18 protein-coding genes are annotated in these 18,611 nt (G+C 57.8%); 8 read left to right on the forward strand and 10 right to left on the reverse strand.

Going from position 1 to position 18,611, the window contains the following annotated elements:
• The first annotated feature begins 194 nt into the window (after positions 1-194).
• Entirely contained in the window at positions 195-455 is a 261-nt protein-coding gene (locus VFQ24_00715) for a hypothetical protein (protein ID HET9176862.1), read from the forward strand.
• A gap of 356 nt (positions 456-811) precedes the next feature.
• Here VFQ24_00715 and VFQ24_00720 read toward each other — a convergent pair whose 3' ends face one another.
• Positions 812-2,098, reverse strand: a complete 1,287-nt coding sequence (locus VFQ24_00720) for a M14-type cytosolic carboxypeptidase (protein HET9176863.1) — start codon at positions 2,096-2,098, stop codon at positions 812-814.
• Positions 2,099-2,258: 160 nt separating this feature from the next.
• Positions 2,259-2,948 carry a hypothetical protein gene (locus VFQ24_00725; GenBank protein ID HET9176864.1) on the reverse strand — a complete coding sequence of 230 codons (690 nt, stop codon included), beginning with the start codon at positions 2,946-2,948 and terminating at the stop codon, positions 2,259-2,261.
• A gap of 170 nt (positions 2,949-3,118) precedes the next feature.
• On the opposite strand from VFQ24_00725, the gene VFQ24_00730 reads away from it, so the two are divergent.
• Positions 3,119-3,970, forward strand: coding sequence for a hypothetical protein (locus VFQ24_00730; GenBank protein HET9176865.1), 852 nt, complete (start codon positions 3,119-3,121; stop codon positions 3,968-3,970).
• A 110-nt stretch (positions 3,971-4,080) separates the two neighbouring features.
• Here VFQ24_00730 and pruA read toward each other — a convergent pair whose 3' ends face one another.
• Both pruA and VFQ24_00740 read right to left on the reverse strand, forming a co-directional pair.
• On the reverse strand, positions 4,081-5,637 hold the full coding sequence (gene pruA, locus VFQ24_00735; GenBank protein ID HET9176866.1) for an L-glutamate gamma-semialdehyde dehydrogenase: 1,557 nt from the start codon (positions 5,635-5,637) through the stop codon (positions 4,081-4,083).
• A 378-nt stretch (positions 5,638-6,015) separates the two neighbouring features.
• Positions 6,016-6,600: a hypothetical protein gene (locus tag VFQ24_00740; protein HET9176867.1), complete on the reverse strand. Its 585-nt coding sequence runs from the start codon at positions 6,598-6,600 to the stop codon at positions 6,016-6,018.
• Between the two features lie 246 nt (positions 6,601-6,846).
• Between VFQ24_00740 and VFQ24_00745 the strand changes: the two genes are divergently transcribed.
• Entirely contained in the window at positions 6,847-7,833 is a 987-nt protein-coding gene (locus VFQ24_00745) for an aldo/keto reductase (protein HET9176868.1), read from the forward strand.
• Between the two features lie 34 nt (positions 7,834-7,867).
• Here the strand turns inward: VFQ24_00745 and VFQ24_00750 are convergent, their stop codons facing one another.
• The 5 genes from VFQ24_00750 to VFQ24_00770 all read right to left on the reverse strand — a co-directional run bounded on the left by VFQ24_00750 (position 7,868) and on the right by VFQ24_00770 (position 11,663).
• The gene (locus VFQ24_00750; protein ID HET9176869.1) at positions 7,868-8,029 is read right to left on the reverse strand and encodes a type II toxin-antitoxin system HicA family toxin; all 162 of its coding nucleotides are present in this window, start codon (positions 8,027-8,029) and stop codon (positions 7,868-7,870) included.
• Between the two features lie 75 nt (positions 8,030-8,104).
• Positions 8,105-8,344 carry a type II toxin-antitoxin system HicB family antitoxin gene (locus VFQ24_00755; protein ID HET9176870.1) on the reverse strand — a complete coding sequence of 80 codons (240 nt, stop codon included), beginning with the start codon at positions 8,342-8,344 and terminating at the stop codon, positions 8,105-8,107.
• Positions 8,345-8,434: 90 nt separating this feature from the next.
• Positions 8,435-9,604: an acyl-CoA dehydrogenase family protein gene (locus VFQ24_00760; GenBank protein HET9176871.1), complete on the reverse strand. Its 1,170-nt coding sequence runs from the start codon at positions 9,602-9,604 to the stop codon at positions 8,435-8,437.
• 255 nt (positions 9,605-9,859) lie between these two features.
• The gene (locus tag VFQ24_00765) at positions 9,860-10,606 is read right to left on the reverse strand and encodes a hypothetical protein (GenBank protein ID HET9176872.1); all 747 of its coding nucleotides are present in this window, start codon (positions 10,604-10,606) and stop codon (positions 9,860-9,862) included.
• A gap of 538 nt (positions 10,607-11,144) precedes the next feature.
• The gene (locus VFQ24_00770; protein HET9176873.1) at positions 11,145-11,663 is read right to left on the reverse strand and encodes a helix-turn-helix domain-containing protein; all 519 of its coding nucleotides are present in this window, start codon (positions 11,661-11,663) and stop codon (positions 11,145-11,147) included.
• A gap of 857 nt (positions 11,664-12,520) precedes the next feature.
• On the opposite strand from VFQ24_00770, the gene VFQ24_00775 reads away from it, so the two are divergent.
• The 3 genes from VFQ24_00775 (at position 12,521) to VFQ24_00785 (ending at position 14,813) form a co-directional block, all read left to right on the forward strand.
• Entirely contained in the window at positions 12,521-12,670 is a 150-nt protein-coding gene (locus VFQ24_00775; protein ID HET9176874.1) for a hypothetical protein, read from the forward strand.
• 165 nt (positions 12,671-12,835) lie between these two features.
• Positions 12,836-13,105, forward strand: coding sequence for a hypothetical protein (locus VFQ24_00780; protein HET9176875.1), 270 nt, complete (start codon positions 12,836-12,838; stop codon positions 13,103-13,105).
• Positions 13,106-13,328: 223 nt separating this feature from the next.
• Positions 13,329-14,813 carry an NAD(P)/FAD-dependent oxidoreductase gene (locus tag VFQ24_00785; GenBank protein HET9176876.1) on the forward strand — a complete coding sequence of 495 codons (1,485 nt, stop codon included), beginning with the start codon at positions 13,329-13,331 and terminating at the stop codon, positions 14,811-14,813.
• A 67-nt stretch (positions 14,814-14,880) separates the two neighbouring features.
• Here VFQ24_00785 and VFQ24_00790 read toward each other — a convergent pair whose 3' ends face one another.
• Complete coding sequence (locus VFQ24_00790) at positions 14,881-16,167, reverse strand: VCBS repeat-containing protein (GenBank protein HET9176877.1); 1,287 nt, start codon at positions 16,165-16,167, stop codon at positions 14,881-14,883.
• 186 nt (positions 16,168-16,353) lie between these two features.
• Here VFQ24_00790 and VFQ24_00795 point away from each other — a divergent pair, with 186 nt between their 5' ends.
• Together VFQ24_00795 and leuC are read left to right on the forward strand one after the other, a co-directional pair.
• Positions 16,354-16,851: a DUF2165 domain-containing protein gene (locus VFQ24_00795; protein HET9176878.1), complete on the forward strand. Its 498-nt coding sequence runs from the start codon at positions 16,354-16,356 to the stop codon at positions 16,849-16,851.
• Between the two features lie 240 nt (positions 16,852-17,091).
• A complete protein-coding gene (leuC, locus tag VFQ24_00800) occupies positions 17,092-18,513 on the forward strand; it encodes a 3-isopropylmalate dehydratase large subunit (protein HET9176879.1) in 1,422 nt (473 codons plus the stop codon).
• Positions 18,514-18,611: the final 98 nt, after the last annotated feature.

Consider the following 18,611-nt stretch of genomic DNA (forward strand, 5'->3'; position numbering starts at 1 on the left):
TCGCAAACTGGAGCAGATTCACGCCCTGGCCGACCGACGCCTCAGCCCCAAAGCTCCAAATTCGTCTCAAAGCTCGGTTACATTTTAGATGGCGCGACATGTACAACCCAAAGTTACTTTCTTAAATGGCTTGATAGGGCCCGTCGCGCCGTTTTAGGTGTAACCCGAATCCAGGGAGATGGAGGAGGGTTGCCATGAGTCGTCACTCGAGACGGGAGTATTTTCTTTCGATCTACGGCCGCTATCGCAGAGCGGACCGAAAGCTGAAGCAGGTGATCTTGAACGAATTTTGTGCCAACACGGGCTACCACCGGAAGTACGCCATCCGGATGCTGAACGGGCCTCCGCCCAGCCGGGTGCGGCAGGACCGCCGCCGGCCTCGCTCGCCGAGTTATGGCCCGGCGGTGGTGTCGGTGCTTCAGGCGGTGTGGGAAGCGGCGGGCTATCCCTGGTGAGCCCAGGTGTCCTCTTCCGCAGCACGATGATGTCCCTCACCACTTCAAACTCCACTTCCGTGGCCGGGCGGAGCCTGAACTTCTTGCGAATAGCCTTCGGGATGGTCACTTGTCCTCGTTCGCCGATTTTCATATTTTTAAGTGTGACTCGAAATCCATACCACGCCAATCGCAACCAGGCAAGAGGAGTGCGCCGCTCGAATTCCGGCATCGATCGCGGCCTAAGCTAACACCTGCCCAAAAAGGGAAGCCCACCGCCGAATTTGCTTGACTTGTGTCGGCTAGTATAATCGCGTAAATACCCAGCCTGCACCTGGCAGGATGAAACCGTCGCGCCTTTTCCTGCGCGACATGGACTACCTCAGGGCAGCCCAGATAGCTTTGACCAAGCCTTTGCCGAATTCCATCCGGTCATCGATTGTCGGGCACCGGCTCAACTTTCCGACACGGGCGATCCGCTGCTCCATCAGGAATGCCGGGAGGGAGTGCTGGTAATAGAGGGCTTGGGCCACGTCCATTCTGCCGGGCTCGAGCGGAGTGACCTTTCCGGGGTCCTCTTCGTAATCGTGGCTGGGGTCAAATGTCGTTGTTTGCATAAGCTCTTCAAACACCTTTTGCCCCAGAGGCCGGAATGTTGCGGAAGGCGGGCCGATCAGGTATTCGTTCGTTTCATCATTATGGAGCGAGAGGAAAAAGTCGATTCTGCCGCCATGGTCTGCCCAGTTCAAAATAGCGCTGCGCGCCGCCGTAATCTCCGGCATTTTCACGGGGTCGTGCGTGTCCCAGTTACGGTTGAGGTCATACCCGTAGGCATTAAAGCGCACGCCGCCGCGGAAGACGCCGTCAGGGTCTTGCATGGGGAGGATTTTAAAGATGGTTTCCCTGCGAATTCGAGCTGCGATGGGGTCCGGCGACAGCAGGAACCGGATGGCGCCCTCGCCCGCCCAGGACGATCCAGCTTCCCAGGCGTGCTGCCGGAACATCAGCCACACCACTTTTTTCTGCATCTGGCCGGCACCGGGGTCGGTGATGGTCAGCAATGGGATGTCGCGGCCCTGGACGGACTTGCCGATCGCCTGGTATTCGAGCGCGGGCGCGCTCCTGATCTCTCCCAGCAATCGAGCGAGGTGCCGGTTGGTATAGGGCGTGATGTGGGCGATCCACAGGCGGGGTTTTGCAGGCTTGATTCGGAGCCGCATGCTGCCCGCAGCGGCGTGCCAGTTCTCTTTGGCCACGTGCGTCCAGTGCCGCCCGTCGTAGCTGTAAACGGGGAGCGTATCGGGCGTGACGGCGTGGTTACCGGGACGAAAATTGTACTCTCCGGCAAGGTCTGTGAACTCGATGGTCAATTCTGAATCCGGGGCGCCGTCAATCCGGAAGTAATACCAACTGACCTGCCGGTTCCGGCCAAGCTGGTCGACTTCTCCGAGCAGGATGCATCGAGTGTAGGTGTCCGTGACACGGATAACTTTGCCCAGACTCCCGCCTTCAAAGCCCGTGGTAAAGGTCATGCCGGGCCGCCTGGAGACGGAGACTTCTTCTTGTGGCGCCAATAGGGTTCCTTCTGCAGGGGATGGTATCTCCGCAGCCAGCATGCTGCCGAGACCAGCCGCTGTGTTGCGCAGGAAATTCCGTCTGTGCATGGGTGCCCTCTCCGTGGAACTGTGGCCCGTCGCCATACAAGCTATTCCAGGCGCGCGGGGCCCTTCCCGCCTGGCACCGAAATGTGCTTTGACATAGCCGCCTTTTTAGCAGCCTGGCGGGCTTTTGACAAGAGAAGATGCGCGGAGCAGAAATATCCTCTCAGCAAACGTGATCTGAACGTGGTAAAACCTGCTCTACGCCTTCAATTAGACTTGAATAAAGAGACGCTGTCTTCGCTCTTGCCGCAGGGTGCCAGAATGAGAGGGCAGCACTACGCCTCCATTCGAAGCAAAGAAGGCCATTCTCGAGTGGAGACCATTTGGATTCTGGAGCAACGATTTCCTTGACCAATTCCCCTACAGACTGGCGACCGCAGCAGATGATAACCGTAGGGTCGATGATTTCCATTTCCTGACGAAGCATCGCTTTGTTGATGGGGTTAGCCACGAATGCGCTCAATTCTCGGGGCCTGGTTTTGCTTTCCCCTCTTGTCTTCTTAAGATTGATAATCGCAATAGAGAGGAGACCCCCAGAGGACCTAAATCCTTTTTCCATCTCGCTGAACTGAGGGTGATCAAAAAGCAACCCATGGCTCCATCGGGCAAGATTTCGCCATGTCGCATATCTGTGCCTACCAGACTCGCGTAGGGTCCGTTCGGCGTGCCTTGCATGGCACCGCATGTCGTCGCTGTGACCATTGGGCTCTTTAAGTACAAAAAGTATTCGCAATTTCGCCCGGTCATACATGGATTCATCGACTATTCCGTCTGGCGAAAACCCTTGTGCAAGCTCGTTATTGCTTTTCTGCCAGCATTCAAACAGCTTTTCTAGTTCAGCTGTGCGATTCAAGGTATTCATCTCCTTATGTTGGGTTTGGTGTGACGACAGACTACACGTTGCACTGAAGAGAATCTACACCCGAGAACCTCTCGGCGCAAACTGGTTCGCTCATGGTCGGTAGCCCAGCGTTTGATACGGCGGGGCGGGGCGCGCTAACATCTAAGCAGATGAGGTGCAGGATGCGCGGAGGAGCATTTCGGACGCTGGCGGTGATGGCGCTGGCGGCGCTGGTTCTGGGCCCGCTGCAACTGCGGGCAGCCATCAAGCTGTTCCTGAAGGATGGCAGCTACGTCCTGGTGAAGAGCTACGAGGTGGAGGGCGACCGCGTCCGTTACTACGACCTGGAAAGCTCGGACTGGCAGGAGATGCCCAAGGCGATGGTGGATTTTGAGGCGACTGAACGCGCCAAAACAGAAACAAAAGCCGAGCAGGCGAAACAATTGAAATCAGCCGAGGAGTTGCAGAGCCAGCGGCTGGAAATTCCTGTAGATAGCGGCTACCAGATCAAGCCGGACGTCCGCCTGCCAGGCGATGCGGGCGTATATGCCTATGACGGTGCAAGGGTGATTCGATTGATTCAGGAACCGGGACACGTGGTGACTGACAAGAAGCGCATTGCCCTGATCATGGTGATGCCCGGGCCGCTCTTGAAAAAGCAGGCCCTGGTGATGCTGCCTGGTCCTAAGGCCGCCGTCAGGATTACGTCAGCCGACCCGGTCTTTTATATTCAGGACACCGAAAACTGGCCCATGCGCGCCCAGATGTTTCCTCTGACTCAGAAAAAAGACTCCCGGGTGGTTGAAAAGATTCAGTCCGGAATCGGTCTGGGTAAGTCAGGGGAAAAAAGAACGGACATCCCGCTCGATCGCAAACAACTGGCGGCCGGCGTCTTTGAACTGAAGCCCACACAGCCGCTCGATTCCGGCGAGTATGCGCTTGGGGAAATGCTACAGGAGAAACTCAACATCGCCGTTTGGGACTTCGGAATCGATCTGCCGGGCTCAAGCTCGAACGTTGCCAAATCCAAATGACTTTAGAGACGCCGCTGGAGGCGCCTTGATGGCATCACCGGCGGGCAGATGGTGTCCCGAGGAAAATGGTCAGTCACAAATTGCCCGGGTATGGCGGTCGGGGCCGGCCACTAACCGTCTTTTTCAGAGATGGACTTGGCTTGAGTGAACAGCAACAAATAGTCTCGCCCGCCGGCCTTGGAATCCGTGCCCGACATGTTGAACCCGCCGAAGGGATGCGCGCCCACCAGAGCTCCGGTGCACTTGCGGTTGAAGTAGAGATTGCCCACGTGGAAACTCCCGGCGGCCTTGTCAATCTTCGCCCGGTTCGCGGTGTATACGGCACCCGTCAGGCCGTACTCGGTGTTATTGGCAATCTGCAGAGCGTCGTCAAAGTCCGCGGCTTTCAGGACGGCCAGCACCGGACCAAAAACCTCCTCCTGCGACAACCTGGCGTCAGGAGGAACATCGGCAACCACGGTGGGAGCAACGAAATGGCCATTGCCGGGCGTTTCCCTGCCCCCTGCGATCAGCCGGCCTTCGTTCGTTCCGATTTTGATGTACTGCAGGATGGATTCTTTGGCGCGGCTGTTAATCACTGGGCCCATGTAAGTTTCAGCATCCAAGGGGTCGCCCACTTTGATGGCTTCAACCCGTGCCTTGAGCTTTTTGAGGAATGGCTCATAAACTGCCTCAACGACAATAGCGCGCGAACAGGCGGAGCATTTCTGTCCTTGATAACCAAAAGCCGAGGCTGTTACCCCATCGACAGCCGAATCAAGGTCTGTTTCGCTGTCCACAATAATCGAGTCCTTGCCGCCCATTTCGGCGATGACACGTTTGATCCAGATCTGACCGGGCCGCGGCTTGGCTGCGAGCTCATTGATGTGCAGGCCCACTTCCTTCGATCCGGTGAAGGCGACATACCGCGTGCGCGGATGCGCCACCAGGGCATCACCAACGGCAGAGCCGGGACCGGGAAGAAAATTCACCATGCCGGCGGGCAGGCCGGCTTCTTCCAACGCTTCAAAAAATTTGTAGGCGATCGTGGGCGAATCGCTCGAGGGCTTCAGCACAACGGTATTGCCCGTCACAATCGAGGCCGTGGTCATTCCGACCAGAATTGCCAGGGGAAAATTCCATGGAGGAATAACGATACCGACACCCAGCGGGATGTACTCCAGGCGGTTGCGTTCCCCGGACACCGGTGTAACCGGCTGGGGGCCAGCCAGGCGCAGCATCTCCCGAGCATAGAACTCGCAAAAATCGATGGCTTCTGCCACATCAGCATCAGCTTCGGCCCACGACTTGCCAACCTCATAGACCATCCAGGCGGCAAAATGAAACTTCCGGTCACGGAGGATGCCGGCCACGGAGGCCAGCAGCCTTACACGCGTTTCCGCCGATGTGCGACTCCAGGTTTCAAAAGCTTTTTCGGCTGTTTCAATGGCCAGGGCGGCCAGGCGGGAATCACCCTTGGGAAAGGTCCCCACAATCTGGTCTTTGACCGACGGGTTATAAGAATGGAAGGTTTCTTTTGTTTCGATGCGCTCGGGGCCAACCACTGCGGGATATTTCGCTCCGAGCCGTTTCTTAACATCTTCCAGAGCTTTCTGCATTTGACGGAACTGCTCAGGATTGCCCTTAAAGTCAGTCAGCGGCTCATTTTTGAACGATGCAATCTGCATTCGTACCCCCTGTTTATCTCTCCTCAAAATCCTCATTATATCGGCAACTTTGAATTGCGGAGAGGTGATGCGCATATGAGGCGCCGGAATCGGGCGAAACCGAAGTTATTGCTTTGGAGGGTCAGGAGAGCATGGCAGGGCTGATCGAAAGACGTGCAGTAAGTGGTCGGCCCTGAAGTTGGCCGAACTTGCATATTGCATTCCCTCTGGATGACAGAGCTTTGGCTTAATGAGGATTGCATAATAGAGTGACGGACTTCCGTAGCGCCGGTCCCGCCAAGCGGTACCGGCCCTGAAAATTGCCGTCGGGACGGCGGCGCTACAAACGATCTTGTCGCCCTATTTTGTAATCCTCAGCAGGATGAAAACCGTACGTAATCAGTTAGGCTCGTCGCGGCCGTGAAAGATTCGAACCAGATGGATCTCGGTTCCGCCGCCGCGCGACGCAAGGGTCACAACTTTGTCCTGTTCGCCATGCTTGATCTCGAAGATGACCTTGCCGTTGCGGTCGGCCCCGGTAAAGCTGGTGATTTCGCCGCCCAATTGCTGCCTGTAAAATTCCTGGACCTTGCTCAGCGCGTCGGGGGTGTTGAATTTGGCTGCTGCAACGCGAAGGTTTGCCTCATTAGGGAGGTCAAAGTTAAGGGAAAAGGAGTTGTTGTCACTAGAATCCGCAGCCCTCGTAGCTCCTGGATACACCGGAAGCCCCAGATCGAGGTCGCTGGAGGCCGGAGCCTTAGTAATCTTGAATTCGCCGATAGGAGTCTTGACCGTAGCCACTCTGCTGTCGGCGCCTGTCTCGTTGACCCGGACTCGGACAGCATGGGACACAATGCGCAGACCGAACCAGACCATGAAGATGCCGGAAACAATGATGAACGCTATAACCAGCAGGATCGCCCAGATCACGTGCTTGTCCACTGGTTTGCGGGGAGGGACAGTGGGTTGGGGCGAAGTAGCCAAATTGTTCTCCTTTCTTTGACAGCATTCTACAGCACCCACCGGAACCGGGGAAAGTTGCCGCGGCCTGCTCGTTGATACGTATGTTACCGGGCGCGGGTTCCGCAACAAGAAGAGGAGGCCGGGAGTAAAAGCTCGGCGTTCGATGTCGGACCCTGTGCGGAACGCATATCGACAAACCTTGAGGCACCATAAACAGGATGCTATCCTGAACTCTCACCGACCAACCGGAAATGGAGGCGGAAGTAAATGCAATTTCGGAAGCTGGGTCATAGTCCATTTTCATTGTCAGCCCTCGGGCTGGGATGCATGGGCATGTCGGAATTCTACGGCGAGCGTAATGATCAGGAATCGATTGACGTCATCCATCGCGCTCTGGACCTCGAGGTGAATTTCTTTGATACGGCAGACGTGTACGGCAAGGGGAAGAACGAGGAGCTGGTGGGCAAGGCCATTCGCGATCGTCGCAGCCAGGTGGTGCTGGCAACCAAATTCGGCAACATGCGGGACCCGACAGGAAATTTCGTCGGAATCAGCGGACGGCCGGAATACGTGAAGCAGGCGTGCGAGGCCAGCCTGGGGCGGCTCGGGACCGAAACAATCGATCTCTATTATCAACACCGGGTCGACACCAACGTACCCATTGAAGAGACCGTGGGCGCCATGTCGCGGCTGGTGGAAGCCGGCAAAGTCCGTTGTCTTGGACTTTCAGAGGCTGCGCCTGACACGATACGCCGCGCGCATAGGATATGGCCGATCAGCGCGCTCCAAACCGAATACTCGCTGTGGAGCCGCGATCCGGAAGATGAACTCATCCCCCTGTGCCGCGAGCTGGGGATTACCTTTGTGCCCTACAGCCCGCTGGGCCGAGGCTTCCTAACCGGCAAGTTCAGGAGCCTCGGAGATCTTAAGCCGGGCGACTGGAGGCGCAACAATCCGCGATTTCAAGGAGAGAATTTCCAGCGCAATCTGGACCTGGTGCATCGGATCGAAGATATGGCGGCGGATAAAGGCTGCAAGCCTGCACAATTGGCCCTCGCATGGGTCCTGGCTCAGGGAGAAGGTATGGTTCCCATTCCCGGTAGCAGCCGTCGCGCCCACCTGGAAGAAAACCTGGCAGCCCTCGAGATCAACCTTACCGCAGAAGAACTCAGCCGGATCGATGAGGCTGCTCCCAAGGGCGTCACTGCGGGCGACCGCTACCCTGAGGGCGGAATGAAAGTTGTCAACCGCTGAGGGGCACTTTCTGCGGAGTTGGGCACCCGCCAGCTCATTCCCAATCGCTGTAAAAAAACGGGGCCAGTTCCGAAGCGGGCACATATCGCGACACTTGGCGAAGAATGGCCCGGCAGGTTCCGGTGTCAAGTTCGCGGTGATTGGGGATGGTTAGGGTTTCGTTTACGCCACCGACCCCAACACGGCGCAGCTTGATGTGACTTCCTTTTTGGAAATCACTGCGAAACCAAACCTGCGCATGATGGCAACGACTTCCTGGCCGGAGAGCCGCCTAAGCCGTGGCCGGATAAGCCTCCAGTTCGAAGGTCACAACGATGGTGGGTGAGGGGGCAAGCCCCAGTTCGGACAGGACCTCGCCTTCCAAATGCAGTTCCACTGCTTCGCGGAGGTTGCTCGTTACCTCATCGAGGGTATGCCCTTGGGTAACGACTGGAATTTCCAGACACTCGGCGACATAACCCGATTCTTCCCCAGGTCGAATGGTGGCTTTAATGGTCCGCTGCAGATTCATGGATTGCACCCAACCGGCGCAAGCCCGGCTCCTGAAATGAAGACTAACAGACTTTCATCAGCCTCTCAAGCGCGCGCTGTCGTCCGCTTCTTACTGATACGCAGGGATGCCCGTGGCGCGCTCGCCGATGATCAGCGTGTGGATGTTGTGGGTGCCTTCGTAAGTGAAGACCGATTCCAGATTGCACATGTGGCGAAAGACGGGATACTCGTCCGCCACGCCGTTAGCGCCAAGGATGTCGCGGGCGCTGCGGGCAACGTCGAGTGCGATTTTGACGTTGTTGCGCTTCAGCATCGAGATATGGGCGAAGTCGGCGCGGCCAAGGTCCTTCAATCGGCCGACGTGGAGCGCGAGCAACTGTGCTTTGGTGATTTCGGTGATCATCTCTGCAATCTGCGCCTGCACCAACTGGTGCCTGGCGATAGGCTTGTCATCGAACTGCCTGCGCACCTTGGCGTATTCGAGAGCTTCGTTATAGCAGGCCATGGCGGAGCCCACCGCCCCCCAGCCGATTCCGTAGCGTGCCTGGGTCAGGCAATCGAGCGCGGACTTCAGGCCCGTGGCGGCAGGGAGCATGCTCGACGCAGGGATTCGAACATCCGCGAGCGAGAGTGACGACGTCACTGAAGCGCGCAGTGACATCTTGCCTTTAATGTCTTTGGCGGTATAGCCCGGCATCCCCTTTTCCACCAGGAAGCCGCGAACACCTTCGGGCGTCCGCGCCCAGACCAGGGCAACATCAGCAATCGAACCGTTGGTGATCCAGGTCTTCTCACCGTTGAGAACAAAATCACCGCCGTCCTTCACGGCGCGGGCGCGCATGCCAGCCGGGTTTGAGCCAAAATCCGGCTCCGTGAGTCCGAAGCATCCGATAGCCTCGCCCTGTTGCAACGCCGGCAGCCATCGCTGTTTCTGCTCTTCAGAACCGAAGGCATGGATGGGATACATCACCAGCGCGCTTTGGACCGAAACAAAGCTGCGGAGCCCGCTGTCGGCGCGCTCGAGTTCTTGCATCACCAGTCCGTACTGCACATTCGACATCTCCGCGCAGCCGAACCCGCTGAGGTTAGCTCCCAGAAAGCCCATCTCGCCAAGCGCGGCTGCCAGGTGCATGGGAAATTTGCCTTCGCGGAACCAGCCTTCGATGTGCGGAACTACTTCCTTGTCGGCAAACTCGCGCACCGTCTGGCGAACCAGCTTTTCTTCGTCGCTCAGGAATGTGTCGATTTCCATGAAGTCAACGCCGTGAAATGGAAACATGCTGATGCTCCTGTCGGGAATGATTCAGATGGAAGCGGTTGGCCGCGCGGGCAGTGTGTACCCACTGGCCCGCCTGATCGCAGTTGTCCCATCTCAGAATTTATCACAGAGTTTGAGGAGGCGGCTGCACGCGCTGGTGAACGGTGATCTGCTGGTGCGCGGCCGTGTACGGATGATCGAGGGACCAACATCAAATCGGCCTTGTGGGTTGGCCGCCCATGCCCTCACGCAACCCGCCATCGCCTGGGCCGCCAATCAGGTATACTTTCCGGCGTCCTTGATCTGTTTTTGCGCTTTGTTAAATTCCGCTTCTTTCGTCTTGTCAGGCTTCTCTTTGAGCATTGCCGCGATGGGTGGACCAAGCCGGGCGGTAACGTCACAAAGGGTTTTCAACTGACCGGGGTTGGCAAGGTATTTCGGGCCGAACAACTCAAGTCCATGCACCATGTGCTTTTCAAGAAAGAGAGCGACGTCCAGGCCATTCAACTTGACCGGGCCAGCCCCCATCGCAGCGCGGGCATTGCTACGGTCTCCACCAAGAAGTTCCGCCAGAACCTCGGCGATCGCCTTGTGCTGAACGTCGAGCCCGGCGCTATCCTGTGCATCCTCAGGGACCCAGGCCCCCCGTTGGATTCGCCCGAAGGCGTCGATAACCTTCGGGCCTTCCACGTCCGGCCATGGCGCATCCAGCGTGAACTCTTTGGGGAAATCAGGCTTGGAAGTCAGTTGCATGACGACTTCCCCAAGACTGAGAGCGGCTTCGCCGCCGTACTGCAAGGCATTGCTCCGACGCCGGTTATAAGACGTTACAGTTTGTGATTTCGTCGCGACATTGCTCCCCTTTTTGTACGTATCGGCCAGTTGCCGGTAAGCATCGATTCGTCCGCAGTAAATGACAGCCCGAAGCACACGGGCCTCCAGCGTAACGGTAGTGTTCGCCTTGTCTGCAGCCATGGCGTCAGTCAGGCTGAGCGCACGGTCCAGGTCGCCCTGCTTGAACATAACCTGGGCCTGCTGGTAATCCACCGCGGAGCCCTTTGGGGGCGCGACGGAGGAAGAGCACGCCGTAAGGCACAAGATCAGCAAGATGGATGGGACCCATGGACAGACTGAACCTGATTCAGAAGGACCATGTCTATTCATTGTCAGACCTCTCTGCAGGAATGTTGATAGCGGTGTAAGAAGACGGTTGAGTTGATGCGACAAGCCAGCCTTGACGGCCGCTATTCTGGCGCTGATTATAGGCTCGGCTGCCGAACACTTCAACCCTGAATTTCAAAAAGGGAGCAGCATATGCCCGGAGCGAATGAGTCGATGGAGCCGGCCCATGGCTGCCAAACTTCCGCCCGCGCCAAGCCTACGGGAAGTTCTGAATACAGAAGGAGGGTTGCACGAATTTTTTCGAAGGAGGCTTCGGCTACCGCATGTGGGACTCCTCCCTCAGCATGGCCACCGCGGCGCTTTTGCCGCTGCCCGAGATTGAGATGGACAGAGCAGCGTCTTCGTTCGCGACCCGCAGCCTGGGAACGACACTGGGGCCCTACTCGCCCGCCGGCTTGACCGTTTGCTCGGCCGAAGCCGTGGAAGTAACCGGCGTGCCGGCCTGCAGACCCGCAATCTGACCTTGAAGGTCCTTGGCAAGCTCCTCAAGGATGTGAACCTGCTGGCTCTTCCGGTCCAGGGCCGATTGGATCTTCGCAATCTGCCGCTGCAGCCTCTGATTTTCGCGGCGCAGGACGTCAAGTCCCTGCGGCGGAAACAATTCATCAAGGTCTTTTCCCTTGGCGCCCTGCGTCCGCAATCCGGTTTTGATCGAAGAGTAGGGGGAAACCTGCGCTTGAGATTCCCGGATAAGAGCATCCAGGTCCTTGCGCTCCTGTGAAGGAGGACAAAGCTGGCGCAAGGCCATCAGGCGCGCCAGGTCCGGACGGTTCCTGCCGCGTTCCCAGTGCTGGACAGCCCCCTTCGTGGCGTTCAGAAGGCGCGACAATCCCTCCTGGCTTACCTGAAGCTTCTGTCGCACTCTGCGAATTACTTTTGATACATCGAGCTCAGCCATCGAGGACCTTCTCCTGATTAGTTTTCACTTGACATGACTATAGTTATAGGCTAGTATAGCATAGAACTGAAAATTCGGAAGTTTTTTATTGCTTCCGGATATTTTTTTGTTGCGCCTGGGCCGCGATTGTATGTCGCCGTAGAGGGGGGAGACGGGGCAGACAACCGGGGTTCGGATGTCACCGTCTGCGTCGAAGCTCCCCCGCCACAACCCAAAGGGCTCTACGAGCAGTACCAATTCACGCGAATTCTGAGTTGTATCACATGCTTAGGCTAATGAGCAAGCAAACGTTTGGGGCGAAAATGTTTACTTGTCTTATACGTAACCCGTTATTCACTATCAGCCGCTTCAGACCCGAGCCACTTCTTCAATTCTTTTGTTTTTATCAGCTTACAACAAGTCCTCTGGGAGATGCTGCGTTAGACCTGGTTCCCTTTCGCCTCTTCAGCCTACCTGTTTCTGCAAGCGCTGCTGTCCGCCTGAAACTGCTCGCAGCCCGGAAAACTCATCTGACTACGCCCGGCCTCGCAGCTCGCAACCAGCTATACGATACGATTCATTGCTCGATCCTTACCTCAACCCAATACACAAGGAGGAGTACGATGAAAGAGTCTAACCGGAATATTCATTTTCAGTCCCTCGTTCGTTCTGCCATCAACTTTGAAGGAAAGGAAGATTCCGCGCCCCCCAGCCGGCTCGCTTGTCAACAGCGGCTTTGCTTCAGCACAGGTTCCGGCGCAAAGCCTGAGAACACCTCACTTGTAGGCGGACGCTGTTCAGAAAAAGGATGCGTTTTCCCAGCGTCCTCGCCCGGTTATGGCAAGTGTGTCTACCATATGCACCAACAGGAAGAGCCGGTGCTGTTTCGGTCCCACCAGCCCACGGGTCTGCTTCTTGACCCCGCAAGGATGATGCCCACCGAAAAAGAGTTTGACGGCAGCCGCAGACGTGATCGCCGCCGGATGGCCGCTATCTGGGAACGGTTTCAGAACGACGGAACTTCGTAGCCAAACCACGGTTTCCGGATTCTGCTAGTTGCGCAACCTGGCGCAGGAGCGCATCCTGACGTATCTGCGATTCCCGGATTTGGCCGATTGGGCTGCAATTCTGAACCTGCCCCGGAATGACCGCTCGGGTTGAAGCGGTGCCTTTTCTATTTGAGGTGCTAACGCATGGCATTCAATTCCAAATTTGAAGGATCGATGGCTCCCCAGGAGTCCAGCCACACGGACCAATTCCACTCGCACTCGCCGCTTCTGCCTCCTACGACAGCGTGGCGCATTCTCCGCAGCAGAACTGGGGGCCACATTTCCCGCTCTACTTTTTATCGCTGGCTGGATTCCGGCAAGGTGTACTCGCTTCGCATGGGTTCGCGCATGTATGTCCCGTGGCAGGCCCTTCAGAAAGTTATTTCGCGCTGCCTTAGCGGCGAACCCTTCTGAAATGATCTCCCCATGGCGAACTCGGCGAGATTCGAAAATGTGTCTTTTGGCGTTCATGCACCGGCGCGGAACCTGTCGCGAGGCCCTCCGACGGCGCGTGCGATGCTCCAATTCAGATACACCCGCGCATCCGATGACGAGTCATGATATAAGTCTTCAAAACGGGGTTTGAATGCTTCCACGAGGTTTCCAAGATCATAGTCTTCTGAATCGTGAGGCCCAGATGGCGATGGATTTTGACATGGTGGTGGTTGGCGGTGGCGCCGCGGGGCTGACTGCGGCGGGGATCTCGGCCTCCCTGGGCGCGAAGACCGCCTTAATTGAACAGAACAGGCTTGGCGGTGATTGCACCTGGACCGGTTGCGTGCCGAGCAAGGCCCTGCTGAAAACAGCCGGACTCGCCAACGCCATTCGCACGTCCAGCCGTTACGGCCTGAAGGCGTCAGAACCAGAGTTTGACTTTTCGACGGTCATGGACAAAGTTCACGAACTTCAAACCGCGATCTATGAAGAGGCCGACGCTCCTCCCCTCTATCAGAAAATGGGCATCACGATTATCGAAGGAAAGGCCCAGTTCATCAGCCCGAGACAGGTTGAGGTCCTGGGACAGGGCGGCGGCAGGCGCCAGGTGGCATCCCGCTATTTCGTGATCGCCACAGGCGGACGTCCAGTCATCCCGCCCATCAAAGGGCTTACTGAGACGCCTTACCTGACCAGCGAAACGATCTTCACGATTTCAAAGCTGCCGGCAAGGATGATGATCATAGGCGCAGGCCCTGTTGGAATCGAAATGGCGCAGGCATTCCGCCGTTTCGGCAGCGAGATTGTTGTGCTGGATGCCCAGGACCACATTTTGCCTCGCGACGATGCGGAGCTTTCGGAGCTGCTGCGAGAGCACCTCGCCGGCGAGGGAATCCGTTTTCTGCTGCGAAGCTCTGTGGAGCGAGCCGAATGCGACGGCGGCAGGATCACCGTCACTTTCAGAAAGGATTCTTCACGGGTGCTGGAAACCGTGGAAGGAGACGCCCTGCTGCTGGCAGCCGGCCGCTGTCCGAATCTCGATGAGTTAGGTTTGGAAGCTGCCGGCGTCCAGGCCAGCAACGCCGGAATCACCGTGGACCGCCATTGCCGAACCTCGGCGGAAAACATTTTTGCCTGCGGCGATGTGACGGGACTTTACCAGTTCACACACATGTCGGAGCACATGGCCAAAGTGGCCGTCACCAACGCACTGCTCCACCTTCGGATGTCGGTAGACACCGTTAACGTTCCCTGGTGCACGTTCACTGACCCCGAGCTTGCGCACGTGGGCGCTTCTGAAATTGAATTGAAAAACCGCAAGCAGCGGTACGCGATTTACCGTTTTCCCTTCAGCAAAATCGACCGCGCCGTAACCGAACGCGAGACCACGGGCATGCTGAAAGTGCTGGCGCGAAGGTTTGACGGAAGGATTTACGGTGCCAGCATCCTGGGCGCCCATGCCGGCGACATGATCGGCGAATTCGCTCTGGCTATGCGGAACAAGGTATCGCTGCGCAAGATGGCCGATACCATCCACCCATACCCAACCTACGCCCTCGGGAACCGCCGCGCCGCCGACCAATGGTATGTCCGCAAGCAGTCGCGAATGTTTGTGCGCCTGCTCAAGCTGGTTTTTCGGTATCACGGGCAATTGCCGGACACCAGCGACCCCAACCGGATCGTGTAACCGTGTCCGGTAGAAAATATTCCTGGTTGGGGCATGCTTGCTGGAGTGAAAAATCTACTGGCCAGATTTATGAAGCCAGGTTTTCATACCACTTGACGTTGGCGGTGGATGAGCCGACGGCAACGATGTCCGGCCGGCCATCGCCATTGATGTCTGCAATCGCCAGGCAGGAGGCAGCCATCTCTGTGTCGAGCGTTTCCCGCTCCCATGCTGCGCCGCTTTCATCGGCGGCGTGGTAGATAAAGAGCGAAGTTCCAGGGCCGCGAAATCCGGCAATGATTTCGTCGTTGCCGTCGCCATCAAGATCGGCGCAAACCAGGGCGTGCCCGTCGTTGAAGCTCGAGTCGATCACGTGTCGCTCGGAAAATCCGCCCTTCCCTTGCGGGTACACCACTACTTTGTCTCCATGCCAAGGCTCGATGGTCGCGAGGAATCGGCGCGCGTAAACTTTACCCACGCCGATTTCGCTGGCGCCGTGGTAACGCTCAGCCTGCTCGCCTTCCGTCAGCAGCGTCCGCTTCCACTTGAGGTCCGCGCCTTTACCCGCAGATTCGAACAGGCTCACACCTTGAGTGCTGGCCGTCAGAACTTCGTCGCGGCCGTCGCCGTTCCAGTCCATCACGTGAACGCCGTGCACGATATTGAGCGAATCGTCGATCAGATACGAGGTCCATTGGCTTGATTGCTGCCGGGCCGCCACAGCGTGACCCGTCAACATCGCCTCCGGCATCTCGAACCAGGTGATCTGCGCCGGAACGGAATAATCAGGCGGCCGCGATCCGGCGCCCACGATAGGAACCGCCACCAACTCCTGCCGCCCGTCGCCGTTAAGGTCAGCCCAGTGCAGGCGGTGCAACCCCGGAATCCGCCCGATCAGCGTGAGATTCCACTCCTCGTCGACCGTTGATCTCGGACTCGCCCACCAGATGTCTCCGCCCGCCTCGGCATGATCAAGGTCAAAGCCGCTTGCGAGCGCCAGACCCTCGGCGGGATAACCCTGGCGAAACAGCGGCGCCAGGCTGATGTTCTTCTCCGTGGAAGTGGTCACGGAGCGCTCCCGCCACGACGGATTCTGGTGCCAGGCGACGATGTTCTTTTCGGAACTGAGAGCCAGGATGTCGGGCCGTCCATCGCCATCGACGTCCGCCACGGCAACCTGGTAGCCGCTGGGAAGGCTTGCGACGGAATGCGCCAGCCATCGCGGCCGGCCGTTCCCGGTCTGTGCTGCCCTGCCCATCGAAAAACTCGCAAGCGCGCTGCCGGTCCCCAGCGTAGCCTTCAGAAACATCCGCCGCGAGGGACGAGTCTTCTGGCGGCTGGTCGCAAAGAGGTTCTGAGAGTAATTCCGAGGCATACGCCTCGATTCTACGCCCAGACACACTGCTTGGCCAGAATATCAAACCGCGCGTGGCGCCTGCGGTGGCAGTGTATAATGCGAGCAAATCATGGCACCTCGGGTGCACATGCGACTGGGATTTTGTGAAACCATTTCATGCCCGACAGGACTCCCATCTCAGGCCTGCCTTTCACTGGAGAAACGATGACGTTGCGCATTTCCAGAGTGCTGCTCGTTGCTGCCGTTGCGTTCTATTACACATTAATCGTCCTCAACAACTGCACCGATTACGGAACCAACCATCAGTTTGTTCATCACGTGATGCTGATGGATACGACCTTCCCCGGCAATCATGGAATGTGGCGTGCGATTCAAAGCCCCTGGATGCAGAAAGCGTTCTATGATGGAATCATCATCTGGGAAGCGATCATCATGGTCCTGTGCTGGGCGGGAAGCGCGCGGATGCTACGAGAGTTTCGGGGACCTATCGACGCCTTCCACAAAGCCGCCAGGGCTGCAGTGGCGGGTCTGACGCTTGGCTTGCTGCTGTGGCTGGTTGCCTTTCTCAGCGTCGGCGGGGAATGGTTCCTGATGTGGCAATCCAACGCGTGGAACGGGCAGGAGGCAGCCCTTCGCATGTTCACGGTGACGGGCGTCGTGCTGCTGGTGGTTATCATTCCGGAGGGCAGGAATTCGACATAACGGAATACAGATTCGTGCTATTGTGGCGCCGGAAGGCTCGTCAAGTACCCCATTCCGAGGGCGGGGCTGGCAATAGGAAGAAGCAAGAATTTGACAGGTATATGCGAGACGTGCTACATTACCTACCGACTGGTCGGTATCTGCGGCCGACGTGCCTGACAGTCTGCAATCAGGCTAAAACCCTGGTTCATCCGGCCTACGGTTTCCGAGCCCTTTCAGGCCAGGTTTAGAGTTGACCTTATGCCGTCCGAGACAATGTACGAAAAGATCTGGAACGCCCACGTGGTGCGGGAAGCGCCCGGACAGCCGTCGCTGATTTATATTGACCGCCACCTGGTCCATGAAGTGACCTCAGCGCAGGCGTTTGCGGGGCTGCGGGCCCACGGACGGAAGGTCCGCCGGCCAGACCTGACCTTTGCCACCATGGACCATTCGGTTCCGACTACCGATCGCAGCCTTCCAATAATGGACCAGGCTGCCGTGGCGCAGTTTGCGGCGCTGGAGCGCAATTGCAAGGAAAACAATATCCTGCTGTTTGACATGCAAGACCGCAACCAGGGAATCGTGCACATTGTCGGCCCTGAACTTGGCATCACGAATCCTGGCCAGACGATTGTCTGCGGCGACAGCCATACGTCCACTCACGGCGCATTCGGGGCGTTGGCGTTCGGCATCGGAACCAGCGAAGTAGAACACGTGCTGGCCACCCAGTGTCTCTCGCAATTCAAGTCCCGGCCTATGCTGGTGCGTGTGAACGGCCGGCGGCCGCAAGGCGTGACGGCCAAAGACATTATCCTTGCCGTCATTGGAAAGATCGGGACCGCCGGCGGAACGGGCCACGTCATCGAGTATGCAGGCGAAGCCGTTCGGGAGCTTTCCATGGAAGGCCGGATGACCGTGTGCAATATGTCGATCGAAGGTGGGGCGCGCGCCGGCATGGTTGCACCCGACCAGACGACCTTCGCATATCTGGAAGGACGGCCTTACGTTCCGCGCGGCAGGGATTTCCAGTCCGCCGTGGATCGCTGGAAGAGCTTTACATCCGATCCCGGGGCAGCCTATGACAAAGTTGTCGAACTCGACGCGGCGGGAATCGCTCCGCAGGTGACTTGGGGAACGAACCCTGGCATGGTGACCGACGTGACGGGCAGCGTGCCGGATCCCAGTTCTTTCAGCGATTCGGTGTCTCGGCAATCCGCGGAGCGGGCGCTTGAATACATGGCGTTGAAGCCGGGGACCCGTATCGCCGAAATCACAATCGACCGTGTTTTCATCGGGTCGTGCACCAACGCGCGAATTGAAGATCTCCGCCTCGCCGCGCGAGTCCTCGACGGTAAGAAAATCGCCGCAAGCATCAAGGGAGCGCTGGCCGTGCCGGGTTCCCGCCGTGTCAAGGCGCAGGCGGAAGCCGAAGGCCTTGACAGGATTTTCCGCGCCGCGGGGTTCGAGTGGCGGGACGCCGGGTGCAGCATGTGTCTGGCGATGAACCCGGATGTTTTGCCAAGCGGCGAGCGCTGCGCCAGCACGTCCAATCGCAACTTTGAAGGCCGCCAGGGCAAGGGTGGACGCACGCACCTGGTGAGCCCGATGATGGCAGCCGCCGCGGCTGTCGAGGGCCATTTTGTGGACATCCGAAACTGGGGCGTTGGGCACGTTGAGTAGCCCCTGGACTCGATCGCTGAAGCGCGCAGTTAGAAATTACGAATTACAAGTGACGAATGAGGAGAAGCGGATTATGAATTCTGAATTATGAACAACAA

Source organism: Terriglobia bacterium (assembly GCA_035712365.1).
In the GTDB taxonomy this organism is placed as follows: domain Bacteria; phylum Acidobacteriota; class Terriglobia; order UBA7540; family UBA7540; genus SCRD01.

Excerpts from the sequence above, each read along its gene's own strand:
- VFQ24_00715 (HET9176862.1), top strand. The coding sequence starts at position 195 with ATGAGTCGTCACTCGAGACGGGAGTATTTTCTTTCGATCTACGGCCGC.
- VFQ24_00720 (HET9176863.1), bottom strand. The coding sequence starts at position 2,098 with ATGCACAGACGGAATTTCCTGCGCAACACAGCGGCTGGTCTCGGCAGC.
- VFQ24_00730 (HET9176865.1), top strand. The coding sequence starts at position 3,119 with ATGCGCGGAGGAGCATTTCGGACGCTGGCGGTGATGGCGCTGGCGGCG.
- pruA (HET9176866.1), bottom strand. The coding sequence starts at position 5,637 with ATGCAGATTGCATCGTTCAAAAATGAGCCGCTGACTGACTTTAAGGGC.
- VFQ24_00745 (HET9176868.1), top strand. The coding sequence starts at position 6,847 with ATGCAATTTCGGAAGCTGGGTCATAGTCCATTTTCATTGTCAGCCCTC.
- VFQ24_00755 (HET9176870.1), bottom strand. The coding sequence starts at position 8,344 with ATGAATCTGCAGCGGACCATTAAAGCCACCATTCGACCTGGGGAAGAA.
- VFQ24_00760 (HET9176871.1), bottom strand. The coding sequence starts at position 9,604 with ATGTTTCCATTTCACGGCGTTGACTTCATGGAAATCGACACATTCCTG.
- VFQ24_00765 (HET9176872.1), bottom strand. The coding sequence starts at position 10,606 with ATGTTCAAGCAGGGCGACCTGGACCGTGCGCTCAGCCTGACTGACGCC.
- VFQ24_00770 (HET9176873.1), bottom strand. The coding sequence starts at position 11,663 with ATGGCTGAGCTCGATGTATCAAAAGTAATTCGCAGAGTGCGACAGAAG.
- VFQ24_00780 (HET9176875.1), top strand. The coding sequence starts at position 12,836 with ATGGCATTCAATTCCAAATTTGAAGGATCGATGGCTCCCCAGGAGTCC.
- VFQ24_00785 (HET9176876.1), top strand. The coding sequence starts at position 13,329 with ATGGCGATGGATTTTGACATGGTGGTGGTTGGCGGTGGCGCCGCGGGG.
- VFQ24_00790 (HET9176877.1), bottom strand. The coding sequence starts at position 16,167 with ATGCCTCGGAATTACTCTCAGAACCTCTTTGCGACCAGCCGCCAGAAG.
- VFQ24_00795 (HET9176878.1), top strand. The coding sequence starts at position 16,354 with ATGACGTTGCGCATTTCCAGAGTGCTGCTCGTTGCTGCCGTTGCGTTC.
- leuC (HET9176879.1), top strand. The coding sequence starts at position 17,092 with ATGCCGTCCGAGACAATGTACGAAAAGATCTGGAACGCCCACGTGGTG.